This is a genomic window from Shewanella piezotolerans WP3 (assembly GCF_000014885.1).
In the GTDB taxonomy this organism is placed as follows: Bacteria; Pseudomonadota; Gammaproteobacteria; order Enterobacterales; family Shewanellaceae; genus Shewanella; species Shewanella piezotolerans.
Genome location: NC_011566.1, coordinates 4,722,019 through 4,736,968 on the forward strand (window position 1 = coordinate 4,722,019; position 14,950 = coordinate 4,736,968).

The following is a 14,950-nucleotide window of genomic DNA, read 5'->3' on the forward strand; positions in this document are numbered from 1 at the left end:
AGAATCCAGGCAATCATACCAGGCTGAAACTGTCGAGCAATAGATTTATCTAATTCCTTTAGATTACTCCTCAACTGCTCTTACTTGTTTTTAGTTACTTAATTCACGATGAAAAAACTTCTACTTGTAACCTATAAATTGAACAATTGCCTTGGAGGCGGTACTTTCATAGATACTCCTGCACAGATCTATAAGACAATTTCCTTGTAGGGGGAGACTTGGTCACTATAACAATTTACTAAAGTGCCGAACTTTCGACCATGCCATCTCAATAAGTCCATTTTACCAATTAATTTAAAACAGCTTAAATATTGAGCGCTGCTTTTGTACTCGCTGAAGCCATGAAGCTCTTTAACTCTGATGATCCTTTTACTGCCACCCATAACTCTTCCTTTTTAGAATACTCTCCATAATCGTCACTTAAAGAGTACTTTTTAATAAGTTCATTCATAAGGAATAGCAGCTCTTTTAGACACTCTATGAGTCCATCACTTAAGCATTCCTGTTTCCATATTTTTTGCAAAAGCAATGTGCCATCATTAGTAGTATTAGACCACTTGTAAATAGCAGATATAGCATATGGTACGGCCGCTGAACGAAGCTGCCCAATAGCATTCTTTCCTTGGCCATACACTTCTTCCATAGTTCTAAATAATATTATTTTGGCTATAAGTTGTTCATAGAATTCACGGTTGATATCTATGCCGTCACCCTGTTCTGGCTCAATATCTTCAATAAACATGCGAAAAACTTTCTCTCCACCTTTTTTAACGAGATGTGGTGCATCTCCCCATGCACAATAATATTTGGCGAGTAACTCTTTAGTGAAGCGTTTTTTAGGAGGAAATTCATTCTTTAATTTCTGACCATTTGTACTTTTTCTAACTTGAGTATTGAAGTCACCTTTTGCTCGCTCAAAAAACCACTTCTTTCCTGATGGGGGCAGGACACTTTCGCTGAGTGATTTTAACTGTACTAATTTAGGACTACGAGATCGAAGGTCTACTTTAGATACTCTAGATTGACTATTTGAAAACTCACTTATTTTAGAAATTAGATCATCTAAATCCTTAGATTTACTAGTCTTAGCGATGTTAATCTTAGCCACTACTTTTACATTACTAATATCCAACCCTTCTTTACTAGAAAAATAAATAGAAGCCGTAGTCTGGCCACCATTTACAATTTGAAAGTCGTCTAGGCTTTCTAGATACAGTGATTTTTTATAGTAAGATGTTTTTGCTTCTGTAGCAGTGATAGTTAAACCATTATTAAAGGCAATGAACTTTTCTGGGTCATCCTTAATAGTTTTCTTAATCCCCTTGTTAACACCTTTGAACTGTAAAAATGAACGAACATTCTTTTCCAATAGCTGACTTGAATATCTTTTATAAAGATCGGCCAAAATAGGTGCATCTAAAACACATAAGTAAGATTCAAAATCCGCTTCATCAGCTGCTTTAATAACCTCAATATTCTTGCCAATTACATCTTTAAAAACGACTTTAAGTGGCTCAGCCCTACCTTGTGAGGCATATATATTCGCCAAGTAATTTAGATCAACAACTCTTCTGATGAAAAGAAGTTCTTTTGATTGAGCTTTTTTACCTACAACTCTATGTGAGAAACTTTTATTGTTATCTTTATAATGAATAGTACGTAACTGAGGCTCTTCTCCTCTAAAAGAAACGGTAGCAGATAAAGTTACCAAAAATATTTCAATAACATCAAATTGAGTCAATCCGTCTTCACTTCCTAATTTAGCAACTAGTGGCTTAATAGGCTCAGATTCTTGGATATTTTTAAGTTTATTTTGAATTGCAGACGAAACTAATCGGATAGCTTTTTTAAACTGTTCTTCATAGTTATTTCGTTGAGATACATAGAAGTCATCATTGCTTTCTGATAAGTAACTATCATCAACTATAAATATTTGTAAGCGCTCGCCAGTGCTATTAACCGTATACCCGTTGATTTTAATTTTATCGTCATTCGAAAGATAATAAGTATGATTAACATCTTCTGAGTCAACCACTTTAGTCTCTAATAACAATGGCATAACTTCATCAATCAACAAATTTTGTTGTACAAAACCGTCATCATCTTTGCTAGAGTTTAATAAGTCTTCTCTAGTGTTTAATACTGCGCCTAATTCCACCTAATAGTTCTCCTGTGAAACTCTAAACTCTTGTAATTCTCTAACATCTAAATTGTATTTAACTGTCGAAATAGCCTTATGTAACCCAGAGGCTTTAATTTTGGGGAAGTAATCAACATCACAATCAAAGGTTTCTGTCATCTTTCTAGCAAACAAAAAACTTGAATACTTTGACAGACCTTCCTCACTAAGATTTTCCTTTTCTAAAGCAGATAAAAGTATAGTGACATCTCCACTTTTCTTATTTATATGCTCCTTAACTTTCAGGAATAAATCTTTGAGCGATAAGCCATGTTCCGATTCTATAACAGAGATGACTTCTAAATTGAGAGGTTTTTCATCAACATTCTCGAGTTGGTATTCACTAGATATTTTTATCACCCTAGAATTTAATGGCTTGGTCTTTACTTCAATTGAGGAGCTGGAAAACTCAAAATCATGTGATGCACCAAGTGGTCCTACCCACGATTTTAAAATGTTATCGATCGGAACACTTGAACATGCGACTTGAATTAGTTTTAGTAAATAACTCAATTCCCCCCAGAGCCCTATTACTCTCTCTTTACTCAGTTTTTTATCTAAAGTTTTTGTAAAAAATGTACTCCACTTTAAATAGCTAGTTATGAAGTTTTTAGATGCTTCTTCTGCGTTAGCGGTGTTTTTTATTGAATCAATTAAAGAAATAATTAGGTCATCGAACAATGATGTAAAGTCTGAGTCTAATAATTTAATTTGGAGATAATGCCCTTGCTTGACAAAAAGCAACTCTAAGTTATCGTTATTTAGAGCATCAAATTTAGGAGTAAATGAGGAAGGAAGATAAATTAATATCGCATGACTCGATTTTTCGTCAACAGCCAAAAAAACCTCTAACGGCCCACCAGACTCAAATCTGATTGTGCTTAAACCAGAATCAATCTCTTGAGATTCTAATAGTTTCCATTTATCACTTAACTCCATTATATCTCCGCGTCTGTTGGTAATAATTCATCCGAAGCTTCATCTTGATCTTCATCTGGTATTTCTAGATCATAATCACCTTTAACATACTCTCCACAAGGGTCTAGCTTTCTTGATATTGGAGGGAAACCCATTGCCATGCCAACCAATGGTTCATTAAGTAATTGGCCTCTTTCTTTCAATAGCCTTTGAATATTAGTGTCTACTTTGCCAGGAACTTGATTGAAAACGTAGTGGGGATCAAATAAATAAAATATAAGCACACCTTGGTTTTGAGTTAGCTTTTCTCGATATATTCTTTCCGGTTTGGTTTTTCGTTGAGCTTTTATTAGAGCCTCTTCTTCGCTTATATTTGGGTCATCTTTTAAAATTTCAAACACTTTTTGAATGATAAATTCTTTTTCAGCTAAAAGTATTTGGTCCTCTTCAAGAGCAACCTTCATATCTGTTCCTCCGCTCATTATATTCGCAGATGAACCAGTAGGTTTAAATCTCTGATCTTTTATGAACTCATCATAAAAATGATTGCCTTTCTCTTGAGCAGGCCCTGTTCGAATCGCTAATTGAACATCTTCAGGTAAGCCTGTGTCATCAGAGGTGAGTATTCCTAAACCACTATATTTAGAAGCTGAACCTGTCAATTTAATTGCTATGGTCCAAGATGTTAGTAAGTTTTTTTCAACACACTTATTTACGTATTGTTTTATCAGATTATTTCTAGCCTCATCAAAATTGTTATTTAATTCAATGATTTTGATGAGCTCTTTAGAAGATACTGTGGTAGTAAGTAATGATTCATTTATCTTGGCAGCAGAAAACAAAGGAGAAACAATGCCTTTAAAATCAGCCCATACTCTACTAATTTTTTCTTTAGTAATATCAAGCTCTGTTGTCATTACTAGAGAGTCTTGGTACGACCATTTTATGCTTGTTGTATTTTTCAAAATAGTTGGACGGGTAATCTGTAAAACTCCAGGGTGCTTTCTAACCCTTAATTCAAAATCTCTTGGAGTTCCCTTTTGATCCATCTTTTTGAATTCTTCTTTTAACTCATCAATACATAAAGATGTTGAATCATATTTAGAAATTAAATCCCTAGATGTAAATAATTTGCAGCAGTCTAAATAGCCTGGTCGATAACCAAACCATCGACCCATTTGCAGGAGAGAGTCTGAATAGTTTGTCGAACGTACAAAATAGCTAACCGTTAAGCCTTCAAGAGTAAAGCCTCTAGATAATCTATTCCCCCCAATAGCGATAACTTTGCGAGGTTTTTCATCTTGGTATTTAAGATCTTTTCCTGTAGTGCTGTTTAATGCCAGAACTTCAATATTTGACACCGCATCCACCAATAAGGGGCTTATAGAATCAAACGAGACTGGCTGCATGTAGTCATCAATATAATTTTCAGGTAAATGACTATGAATAGAACCGACAATTTCAGCGCAATAGTCAGACCAAACCTTTTCAAATTTTCGATAGATAGAATTTGCGCCATTTGGCTTATCCATTTTTAACCTAGTCTCGATATCGATATAAAAATCATTAATTAGCTTACTAGATTTATTTTGCCATGAAGTGAATCTTGAAATATGCACAAGCATAGTATTATGAGGTTGGTATACTTTAGAGAGAATAAGGTCTTTTCGTCTAGTTTCTCTAACCGCAATACCAAGAACAAAGCACATCACAGCATCTTTGATACTGTTAGGTAAATCAATTGGGAAATTATCGACAGACTTGGAGGCTCGAGTGCCCTTTTTATATTCACTAAATGAAGCAAAGTCTAAATAATGACCAAACTTGCCTACTTTATTTTCCCAGTCTTGTTTATTGTCAAATCGTTCAACACCAATTACGTCATCACCATCTTCCGTTACTCGACTTGGAAAGTCTGCTGTATAGTCATCAATATCAAATACAACCGGAAGTTTTTTGCTTGGTTGTAGCGTTTCAAAAATTCGATGAGCACCTATGTAATTGGTGGGGGTATCTAAAAGAAATATAAAGTCATCAGGAAATAGATTATCGACTTGATCGAATAAATGTTCTGTATTTTCCTTTATTTTTTTCTTTGAGCCTTCCTTTTTTATTTCAAGGACACTCCACATTTCTTCTGATGCAGAATTTCTATCTTGAATGACATTAGCGAATGGAGTTGCTGTGTATCCCAAATAAGACTTTTTATGAAAGATACCTAATATTGCTCTAATGTGACCATTAATTTTTGACGCATAATTTTGACCTTTATGCCCCTCATTATTAAGCGAAGCATTGTCAGCTTCATCATCAATAATTAATAAAGGCAGGTTGTGCTTAGTTGCATCTTTAGGCAAGTTGTCTTTTAGCCAAAGTAAGATATTTTTCAATATGCTGACGTTTTTTTTACAAACCATGATATTGGTTTGATTTAAGGAGAAGTCAGCATTAGCTAAAGGTCTGCTAAAGTCTTCGTCTTCAGATGTAATTGAAACAACTTGGAAAACACTTTCATCACCTTGATGGCCAAAAGCTTGTCTAAGACCAACACCTTTACCATCACCAATTACGTCTTTGTCTATCCGGGCTTGTGTTTGTGACCTGAGATCATCCATAATTCCTGATAAAACAATAATCAGCTTATAACCAGAGTCTAGCGCTCTATTGATTACAGCATTAAAATTCCCTGTTTTACCTGACTGCACATCACCATCGACAAGACCTTTAACAAAAGTAGCCGATTGACTCTTAGGATCCGCCAATTTACTTAAAATTTTATAGCTCGAGTTTTTAATTTCTTCTACTACTGTATCTGCACGTCCTTGTCCACGCAAATACTCTAAGTACCTTTCAGTATAATTCCATGTAATTTCATTTTCTCTAGAATTATTTAGCCAAGTTGATTTATTCTTTGATAAAAGGTTGGGGGCTTTTATTGTTGTGACATGATTTGATTGAACCTCTTTTCTAACAACTTCAAAGTAACTTTCAAAGGTTTCTCTATCTATATTTGGCCAATTTAAATGCTCAGCAACAATTGCTAAACTAGAAAATATTCTATCAGCCAATTCTAAACGTACTTGCTCTAAAGATTCAAAACTTGCTGTTTTTAAGTGCTCTTTAATTTTATCTTTGATTGCATCTTGGTATTTAAAACGATAGTTATCCATATCTGTTACTCCAGCATTTCAAGAATATCAGTAGGTAACGTTTTTAATTCTATACCTAGTTCACTGATGAGGTTTTTCTTAATAAAGTCATTGCTATATCCATGTTCCCTTAGGTTCAAAATATCTTCAACAAAACTTGTGCTTTTAGTTTCTTCGCATTTATAAAAAGGTACGTCTTCATGAGTATCTCTAATTTTATTGATAGTAGTATTGATCATTCTAACTAATAAATTTAACTTAGCTTTTTGTTTTGAGTCACATGAATCTACCAAATCATTCAGTAACGGAAATTCATAATTCATCTCTAGCAACGGGCCTTTGTTAGAATGAATTTTTCGCAAAAATTTGGCTTCTTTATCACTTGTGTTATGATCAAATTTCTTTATTCCCCTATTGTAAAATTCCTTTTCAGCTTCAGCTGTTAGTGCTTCAACATATCCTTTAAAAGCTTTAATTAGGTCATGAGGGATCATGACTTGAGATTTGGCTACATTCAGATGAAGTAAATGATCAGCTTTATTTCCTATATCAACTCTTAACCTAGCCAGTTGGATTCTAGGAGCCTTTCTGATTAAGCCATTCCAACCACCATAAATTATCAACCGATTTGCTCGATAGATATATACACCTTCCATATCTAACAAGCTTTTATTGGGTGTTGTCCAAGCATTATCTGGTTGTTGTGAGTCTTTAATACTGTATGAGGGTAAAATAAACCCTTCTAATTTTATATTGTCGTTACCAAAGTCTTTCTGCCTAAACTCAAGTTTCCTAAGGCTTTGTTTAATTTCAGGAAATGGGTTGAACGACCTAATATGGGAGTTATTAACTCTAATAGTTAATGGGTCTTCAGGGTTTTCTAAAAACCTATGGAAAACAATCCCCAAATGCTCTGTGGTATTTTGAACGATTTCTCTATGTAATGCCTTTTTTCTATTGTGCTCTTTAAGATATTTCTCAAACTTATAAAGCCCTGACCATATAACTATCGTATTCGGAGAAAACTCTGAAACTTGGCCGTTAAATTCATTGTTTAACTTATTAAATTCACTTACAAGTTGATCAATTTCAGCCTGGTTATTAACTACTATCTCCCACTTCTTGGTTTTTACTAAGTGATCTACATCCCAAGTTAGGCCATAGTAATCCTCTTCTCCTTGCTTTCTCGACAATACAGTAAATTTCCGAGTCTGAGAGAATGAAGCTGCCTTCATCCCAAGGCCAAATCGCCCTAAATCAAGCTGAGCTCTCTCTCCCTCTGGACTCGAACTTGGAAATTGCATGTTATGGATAAGCTCATCAATAGACATGCCATCGCCATTATCAGCAAGAAACAGCTGAAATGGCTCGATGTCAGAATCTATCAAGACTTGGATTACATTTGAGTTAGCAGTAACAGAGTTATCGATTAAGTCAGCAATTGCAGCCTCAAGAGTATATCCTTGTTCAGCAATAGACTTTATTAGAAAGTCAGCCTTCGGTGTAGCATCAATTACATTCATACAGTTAGACAACACAGCTCCATAATTGCACTATAAACTATAGGGTTACTACCTATTTGTACCATTAAAAAGCTAAAAATTCATACTTTGTTTATCGGTTTTCATTGGTTTTTTTGATCATTGCATAAAGCCTGCGTCGATAACATCCATATCCAATGGTATTTTACGCTTTGCATTCTCTGCCTTGAGCTTTTGGCTCTCATGTTCATCAGTGATAAGCAAGGAGTAGGCGGGAACCGTATATTGCCAGCTTTAATGACACCAAAATAGGTATATGCTAGAGATAGGGAAAGTCATGCAAAGGTGACTATTCAGGTACTTTTAAATGAGAAAATAGAAAGGGATATTAGAAGATTTACCATACGTCAGATACAAGAAAACCCTGCGTTAGCAAGGTTTTAAAGTTTGGTACCGGAGGACGGACTTGAACCGTCACGCTCGAAAGCAACGGATTTTGAATCCGTCGTGTCTACCAATTCCACCACACCGGCAAAGCTTTAGTAGCTGTATAACTCATTGCAAATCATAAAATTCTTTGCAAACCTTTGCAAGATAAATCATATCTAAAAAGGATTTTTAACTTCGACTATTCAATATGTTATAGCAAATCGGAACTTAGAGACGCTATATTTTGAATCCGACGTGCCTACCAATTCCACCACTCAGGCTTTGTATCTCGACTCAATGAGGTGGACCTCAAGGAGTGAAGCGAATTATACCTTCGGATATCGTAATGGCAAGCACTTTGATTTGACTTTCTTATCAACTGAGCAAAATTCAGCCTCGACGGCAAAAAACGTCCCGATTCAAGCTGCGAAATTTACTTTAGCGAACCACCACATTAGCAAAACGTGATCAACAGCATCTTTATTAACACTCGTGCAGCAAATTCCCAATAACTAGGTAGTAACTTGACCAAGATCAATTACGTCATTAATCGAGAGGAGTACTTTAACTGTGAACTAAGAAGAAAGAGGATTTCGGACATGGCATTCTGGTTAGATTTGATGTTTGGCAACGCTATCGGCTTGCTATCAATGATCGTTATATTTAGTACGATAGGCATTGTTTCCTATCTAATGTGGATGTTCTATACCAAGTCTGCGGATCCTGAGAGTTAATCTCCAACGTTCTATTAATGCAGGGGGCTATTTGCCCCCATTTTTTTATCTTTTATTCATCATTAAGCGAACAAAACCTGCCATAGCTAAACAGCTTAAGCTGCGTGCTTGCGCGGTGTAACAAAACTATTGATAAACTGCGGACGAGCTTTAATCAGGTTTTTCATCTCTTCAGGACTAGGCTCTCCAACTGGAAAGCGCAGCACTTGACGATTTAAATACTCACGAGCACGCATGGATATTTTGAAGTCTGCGGTAGAACCTTGAATCGCATAATGCTTTTGATTACCAAGATGTTCCAATATTCCCGTTTTAGACAGACTTTTTACAGCTTGCTCAGCTTCAGGTAGCGTTAGAATTGTTTCTCCTTGTAAAAAGAACTCCCTTAGCAAAGCACGTTCGGTAGGGTCTAACAGTTTCACCTTCTCTTCGATCACTTCAACTGAACGTTTATCACTTAAATAACCGATGGCTTCATCAAGGAAGTAGTTGAGGATCTGCGTCAATAAATACGCGGCACTAATGATCAAACCTAAACCGATTAAATTGGCATATTGCTCGGAAAATTCAGCAAGGTTAATTGAGGCAAGAAAGTTAACTGGCGAGAATAGTAACGCTGTACATGCCAAAGAAAGCCACAGCATTGCATTAAAGATCAATTTTTTAATTGATTTACCAGTAAAAGAAAGTGCATTGAGGTTAATTTTTTGCATTGCCAAATCCAGTGTCAGAATTCTGTTCCTAACCAGATAAAAGCAAAAACAATGCCAAAGATCGCGTCAAAAAAATAAAGATCAAAAAAGTCAGCTTGTTAGTGAATCGACCGTCAGAACATCAGTCCTAACGGATAGATTATGCCGTCAATGACTACGACTCACTACGTTGTGCTTTAGCTGCAAGCTTGGTCAATACTCGACTAACCGCAACAAAGCTAAAGGTGCCAGTCACTACCGTTACCGCACCAAAGCCAGAGGCACAATCCATACGCATGCTACCATCGGCGCTGGACTTAGTATTACACACCGAACCATCGACCTGTGGATAGACTAACTGCTCAGTCGAAAAGACGGCTTCAATACCAAATCGTCGGGCGACATTTTTAGAAAAATTATACTCACGTCTTAGCAAATTGCGCACTTTAGCAAGTAAAGGATCTTGGTACGTTTTCGCCAAATCGGTGACTTGTACTTGGGTAGGATCGCTCTGTCCCCCCGCCCCTCCGACAGTAATAATGGGTAGTTTTTGACGTTTACACCAAGCGATTAACGCGGTCTTTGGTTTTACCGCATCGATACAATCAACAACATAGTCCAGATCGCCACCCGCTTTCTTACCTTGAAAATATGCAGCCAAGTTATCTACGGTAATAAAATCTTCAATCTCATTCACTGTACATTCTGGATTAATTTGCTTTAATCGCTGCGCCATAACCTCAACTTTAGACTCACCAATCGTCTCTTTTAACGCATGGGCTTGACGGTTGGTGTTAGTCACGCAGATATCATCGAGATCGATTAAAGTGATTTGACCTATGCCGCTTCTCGCTAAAGATTCCGCCACCCAGGTGCCAACGCCACCAATTCCAACCACAACGACATGTGATTGGGCAAAGTCATGCAGTGCTTGTTGACCGTATAAACGACCGATACCAGCAAAACGATTCAGGTAGGCGTCTGACAAAATTTGATTATTCAAGGTAATACTCTATCTGGAGCTGTAATAGATAAAATCTGATGGGCAATTTTATATTAATTTCGCTGAAAACTCTAAATTATTCCCTTTATTGGTGAAAGCTATGTAAACAGCTTTCACCAAAAAAGACAGCTCGGCAACCAGAGTGTGATCAACTATTGAATTTTGATTAAACTACTGTTTAATCAAGGTAAACACCTATGATTAATATCACACATTATCCAAAAAACCAGATCAAGATCACATCGACAAATTCCCTTTCATTGCAGTATTTCAACCGACAAATAACAGCTTCACCTTGGTTATTCAGCCGGTTCAATAACCGAGATGACAGCCCAAACTCAGCATAGCTTCGAGCTACAGGAAGATGAAAATGAAAAAAACTGTTCTGTCCGCCACGATTATTTCTGCACTTACCGCCACCTCTTTTACAGCATTAGCTGATGGCCCTAACTTTTATGGTCGTGCAGACCTTGCAATCACTAATTCAGACATGGGGATTGCAACCCAAAACCAAAAATCTGGCACCATCATTGAGAACAACTTCTCTTGGTTAGGTGTTAAAGGCACTGAAAAGATTAATGAAGAGCTGGAAGTTGTTTACCAAATGGAGTTTGGTGTCAGCAACTTCGACAACTCTGGTGACACATTTGGTGCACGTAATACCTTTTTAGGGCTTAAATCGGCATCGGCAGGAACAATTCTTGTCGGCCGTAACGACACTGTATTTAAAGCCTCTGAAGGTGGTTTCGACCTATTTGGCAACACAAACTCTGATATTGATCTGCTAGCTGCAGGCCAAACACGTTCGGCCGATGGTTTTAGCTATTACTCTCCTAAGATCGCCGATTTAGTCACCTTAAACGCAACCTACTTGATGGATGACAACTACGATCAAGTCGATTCTAATAACGAAGAAAAGTACAGCGACAATATGTATGCGCTAAGCGCTACAATTGGTGATAAGGCGCTAAAAGCACAAAACTACTATGTATCAGCGGCTTACAATGACAGCATTGAAAACATAAAAGCTTACCGTGGTGTTGCTCAAGTAAAACTGGGTAACGTCATTCTCGGTGGCTTCTACCAAAACAGTGAACATGTTGACAGCAAATACGCCAACCTAGAAGGCGACACGTATTTCGTAAACGCTGCATATGTGATGGGCAAATTAAAGCTAAAAGCCATGTACGGTAGCGATGACTCTGGTTTAGGCAAGTACGTAAGCCGCTATGTCGGTAATGTTGATGGTGGCCTAGAAACGGTCAGCAATGTCGATATCCAGCAGTTCAGTGTCGGTGCTGATTACCGTCTGAGTAAAAATACACTGATCTATGGTCATTACACTAAGTATGACGGCGACATGATGCTAAGCAACATTAAGCAAGATCTTGGTGATGATATCGTGACAATCGGTATGCGTTTCGACTTCTAAACTATTAACCAGCTAAATACAAAGGCAGCCTTCGCTGCCTTTTTTATTGTTCTTGTAAATGAACAGCCCACCCAGGCACAACATAAACGCAACATTTCAGCTACTTCACTCCATTTTGCAACAATAACGGCCACACACTCATTTTTAACATTGTCACTTGGCGGTTAAATCGTCTTTATTTTAATTAGTCATTCACTAATCAAGACAGACCATATTAAACAGCAAACCGTTACGAATACCCCTTTAGGGATACTTTATGACATTGAATTCTGTAAAAATTGCTATTTTGATAACTAAAATCCACTAAGCGCCACAAAAAAGCAGCAATTCCATGGTGGAAAAGTAAAAACTTGATCTAGCCCACAATCTGAAAGCCATAAAACTGTAATATTTGCTCCCACAATTGTTATGAGCTCGGATGCTTGTAACAAAAACAAAAGTTTATGTAAGAAACCATAAGAAACGTATAAGAACTTAGGTTCTGGGAGCAAATGAAATGAAAAAGACACTAATCTCTGCATCAGTGGCATCAGTTTTAACCCTAGCTTCATTCGGTGCGCTAGCCGAAGGTCCAAGCTTTTACGGTCGTTTAGATCTATCAGTAACTAACTCAGATACTGGTGCGACTACACAAAATGGTAAAGAAGGTACTGTTCTAGAGAACAACTTCTCTCACCTAGGTGTTAAAGGCAGCGAAAGCCTAACTAGCAACATCGACGTTATCTACCAAATGGAATTCCAAGTAGAAAACACTACTAACTCAGGTGAGACTTTCAAGGCTCGTAACACTTTCCTAGGTCTTAAGTCTCAAGTAGGTACTGTACTTGTTGGTCGTAACGACACAGTATTCAAGCAGTCTGAAGGCGGTGTTGACGTATTTGGTAACACTAACGCCGATATCGACCGTTTAGTCGGTGGCCAAACTCGTTCTGGCGACGGTATCTGGTACTACTCGCCAAAAATCGCTGACCTAGTGACGTTAAACGCAACGTACCTAATGGAAGACAACTACACTAACGATGCAAACAAAACTTCTTACGAAGATCAGTACGCACTTAGCGCGACTATCGGTGACAAGAAGCTTAAAGCACAAAACTACTACGTAGCAGGTGCATACAACACTATCGGTGGCATCGATGCATACCGTGGTGTGGCTCAAGTTAAGTTAGGCGATTTCAAAGTAGGTGGCCTATACCAAAACACTGAAAGCCAAACATCTGACCAAGAAGGTAACTCTTACTTCGTAAACGTAGTTTACAACTTAGGTGGCGTTAACCTTAAAGCTGAATACGGTAAAGATGAAGCTGGTTTCGGTAAGTACTTCAAAAATATTTCTGGCGGATACCAAGACGAAATGTCTGACGTAAACGTTCAGTCAATCACTGTTGGTGCTGACTACAAGGTATCTAAGTCAACTATGGTATATGGCCACTACGCTATGTACGAAGGTGACTACAAAGTAGCAGGCGCTAAAATCGACCTAGAAGATGACAACATCTTCACCGTTGGTGTTCGTTACAACTTCTAATTCAATGAGTCATTGGACTCTTGAATCATAAGTACAAAAAAGCGACCTTATGGTCGCTTTTTTAATGCCTGAAATACGGCCGAAATGAAAACGATTAACGGCCATTATCTTTGCCGGCAATTACCCTTTTCTGGTCAACTTATAAACAGACTCAGTTAATGAAGACACTTGTTTTTTGACAAAACGAGGATTGTCACTCAAAACATCTTCACAAGCCAAACGTTCAATCTCGAAATCAGCGCCCATGTTAGCCTGCATCCAATCATCAGATACCGAAAATGGCGGGCCATTTAGCTCTGCTTGCGGGTAATCTAGGGTAACAAGCAAGCCAACACTGCCAGCAGGAATTAGACAGGCGAGCTGCTGTGCGTATTGTAATCGCATCGCTTCAGGCCATGCTATTAGCGCTGCTCTGTCATAAAAAGCGCTGGTTTTGGCAAGCTCTACACTATTGGTATTTTGGAGGCTAAAAATATCACCTTGATAAATGGTGATTTGCTCGGTTGAATAACGCTTATGCTCACCAACTTTTTCAACGGTATGAGTAAGGTTATTTTCTTGATAAAACTGAGATACCGCAAGATCATTGAGCTCACAAGCCAGTACATCATGGCCTTGCTCAGCTAAAAAACACATATCAAGAGACTTACCACAAAGAGGGACAAAAACTTGTGAGTTTGCGGGGAGTTTTAGCTGTGACCAAAACTGAATCAGTAGCGGGTTAACGGCGCTCAAATGAAAACCTATTTGTTGAGCGTCCCATTTTTCATGCCAAAAACTTGGTTGCATTGCTAAAATCCTAAAACGTTAGAGTGGGATTAAGCAGAATACTATAACCAAGGGGTCATCCCTTAATTAAGCGACTTCTGTCAAAACCGAATGAGCAACACTCTAAAGCCAATACTTTCATTTAGCAAAAGGAAAGATAAATGCTACAGCTTTAGACAGCAGGAATATCCAACGCTTTTTGGACTTTTTTAAGCCAAGTACAATTCTCACACTCACATTGACGACGAGATAAATGGTGTGGACTCAAACTTGAATCAATAAAATCTACCGCAACCAGTAATTGTTGTTTGAGCTCTTCGGCTGTCTTTTGATCCACTGCAACAGTCTCGTCGTTGTGGTTCATCCAGGTGCACTCCATGCCTTGATGGCAATTAATACACTGCATGTCAGTATGATTAAAAAAACCAGCGTGAGGACATTGATTTAGTTCCATTGACTGCAAAATACGCTGCCGAGGATACTCGAGTAATTCGATTAAGCGTGACTTATCTAACCCTGACATATAATCACCTTTGTGCTGATTTAGCTTATAAAACTAAGTTGATATTTTCTATATTAGTACTGACTTTAAGACTACCTTTCTCTTATTGTTACAGAATTGATATACATCAATATC

Annotated in this window: 11 protein-coding genes and 1 tRNA gene; 3 read left to right on the forward strand and 9 right to left on the reverse strand. The window is 37.6% G+C overall.

The window, feature by feature from the left end:
* Positions 1 to 304: 304 nt before the first annotated feature.
* The 5 genes from SWP_RS20070 to SWP_RS20090 all read right to left on the reverse strand — a co-directional run bounded on the left by SWP_RS20070 (position 305) and on the right by SWP_RS20090 (position 8,260).
* Positions 305 to 2,158 carry an AIPR family protein gene (locus tag SWP_RS20070; protein ID WP_020914478.1) on the reverse strand — a complete coding sequence of 618 codons (1,854 nt, stop codon included), beginning with the start codon at positions 2,156 to 2,158 and terminating at the stop codon, positions 305 to 307.
* Positions 2,159 to 3,118, reverse strand: a complete 960-nt coding sequence (locus tag SWP_RS20075) for a PD-(D/E)XK motif protein (protein ID WP_020914479.1) — start codon at positions 3,116 to 3,118, stop codon at positions 2,159 to 2,161. It lies immediately after the preceding gene.
* Positions 3,118 to 6,267 carry a Z1 domain-containing protein gene (locus tag SWP_RS20080; RefSeq protein WP_020914480.1) on the reverse strand — a complete coding sequence of 1,050 codons (3,150 nt, stop codon included), beginning with the start codon at positions 6,265 to 6,267 and terminating at the stop codon, positions 3,118 to 3,120. Before SWP_RS20080 ends, SWP_RS20075 begins: the two co-directional genes overlap by 1 nt.
* A gap of 5 nt (positions 6,268 to 6,272) precedes the next feature.
* Positions 6,273 to 7,781, reverse strand: a complete 1,509-nt coding sequence (locus SWP_RS20085) for an ATP-binding protein (protein WP_228371085.1) — start codon at positions 7,779 to 7,781, stop codon at positions 6,273 to 6,275.
* A 394-nt stretch (positions 7,782 to 8,175) separates the two neighbouring features.
* Positions 8,176 to 8,260 (reverse strand) — tRNA-Leu (locus SWP_RS20090).
* A gap of 495 nt (positions 8,261 to 8,755) precedes the next feature.
* Here SWP_RS20090 and SWP_RS23655 point away from each other — a divergent pair.
* Positions 8,756 to 8,890 (forward strand): DUF3149 domain-containing protein, encoded by a 135-nt coding sequence (locus SWP_RS23655; RefSeq protein ID WP_079891968.1) that lies wholly within the window; start codon positions 8,756 to 8,758, stop codon positions 8,888 to 8,890.
* 95 nt (positions 8,891 to 8,985) lie between these two features.
* Here SWP_RS23655 and SWP_RS20095 read toward each other — a convergent pair whose 3' ends face one another.
* Both SWP_RS20095 and tcdA read right to left on the reverse strand, forming a co-directional pair.
* The gene (locus SWP_RS20095; RefSeq protein ID WP_020914484.1) at positions 8,986 to 9,603 is read right to left on the reverse strand and encodes a superinfection exclusion B family protein; all 618 of its coding nucleotides are present in this window, start codon (positions 9,601 to 9,603) and stop codon (positions 8,986 to 8,988) included.
* Between the two features lie 154 nt (positions 9,604 to 9,757).
* The gene (tcdA, locus tag SWP_RS20100; RefSeq protein WP_044556557.1) at positions 9,758 to 10,570 is read right to left on the reverse strand and encodes a tRNA cyclic N6-threonylcarbamoyladenosine(37) synthase TcdA; all 813 of its coding nucleotides are present in this window, start codon (positions 10,568 to 10,570) and stop codon (positions 9,758 to 9,760) included.
* A gap of 385 nt (positions 10,571 to 10,955) precedes the next feature.
* Here tcdA and SWP_RS20105 point away from each other — a divergent pair, with 385 nt between their 5' ends.
* Both SWP_RS20105 and SWP_RS20110 read left to right on the forward strand, forming a co-directional pair.
* Complete coding sequence (locus tag SWP_RS20105) at positions 10,956 to 12,017, forward strand: porin (RefSeq protein WP_020914486.1); 1,062 nt, start codon at positions 10,956 to 10,958, stop codon at positions 12,015 to 12,017.
* Between the two features lie 496 nt (positions 12,018 to 12,513).
* Positions 12,514 to 13,545, forward strand: a complete 1,032-nt coding sequence (locus SWP_RS20110) for a porin (RefSeq protein WP_020914487.1) — start codon at positions 12,514 to 12,516, stop codon at positions 13,543 to 13,545.
* Positions 13,546 to 13,665: 120 nt separating this feature from the next.
* Here SWP_RS20110 and SWP_RS20115 read toward each other — a convergent pair whose 3' ends face one another.
* Together SWP_RS20115 and SWP_RS20120 are read right to left on the reverse strand one after the other, a co-directional pair.
* Positions 13,666 to 14,334: a thiopurine S-methyltransferase gene (locus tag SWP_RS20115; protein WP_020914488.1), complete on the reverse strand. Its 669-nt coding sequence runs from the start codon at positions 14,332 to 14,334 to the stop codon at positions 13,666 to 13,668.
* Positions 14,335 to 14,485: 151 nt separating this feature from the next.
* A complete protein-coding gene (locus SWP_RS20120; protein ID WP_020914489.1) occupies positions 14,486 to 14,836 on the reverse strand; it encodes a hypothetical protein in 351 nt (116 codons plus the stop codon).
* Between the last annotated feature and the right edge of the window lie 114 nt (positions 14,837 to 14,950).

Bases quoted from the DNA above. Each gene is read 5' to 3' on its own strand.
- SWP_RS20075 (WP_020914479.1), bottom strand. From the start codon at position 3,118: ATGGAGTTAAGTGATAAATGGAAACTATTAGAATCTCAAGAGATTGAT.
- SWP_RS20080 (WP_020914480.1), bottom strand. From the start codon at position 6,267: ATGGATAACTATCGTTTTAAATACCAAGATGCAATCAAAGATAAAATT.
- SWP_RS23655 (WP_079891968.1), top strand. From the start codon at position 8,756: ATGGCATTCTGGTTAGATTTGATGTTTGGCAACGCTATCGGCTTGCTA.
- SWP_RS20095 (WP_020914484.1), bottom strand. From the start codon at position 9,603: ATGCAAAAAATTAACCTCAATGCACTTTCTTTTACTGGTAAATCAATT.
- SWP_RS20105 (WP_020914486.1), top strand. From the start codon at position 10,956: ATGAAAAAAACTGTTCTGTCCGCCACGATTATTTCTGCACTTACCGCC.
- SWP_RS20110 (WP_020914487.1), top strand. From the start codon at position 12,514: ATGAAAAAGACACTAATCTCTGCATCAGTGGCATCAGTTTTAACCCTA.
- SWP_RS20115 (WP_020914488.1), bottom strand. From the start codon at position 14,334: ATGCAACCAAGTTTTTGGCATGAAAAATGGGACGCTCAACAAATAGGT.
- SWP_RS20120 (WP_020914489.1), bottom strand. From the start codon at position 14,836: ATGTCAGGGTTAGATAAGTCACGCTTAATCGAATTACTCGAGTATCCT.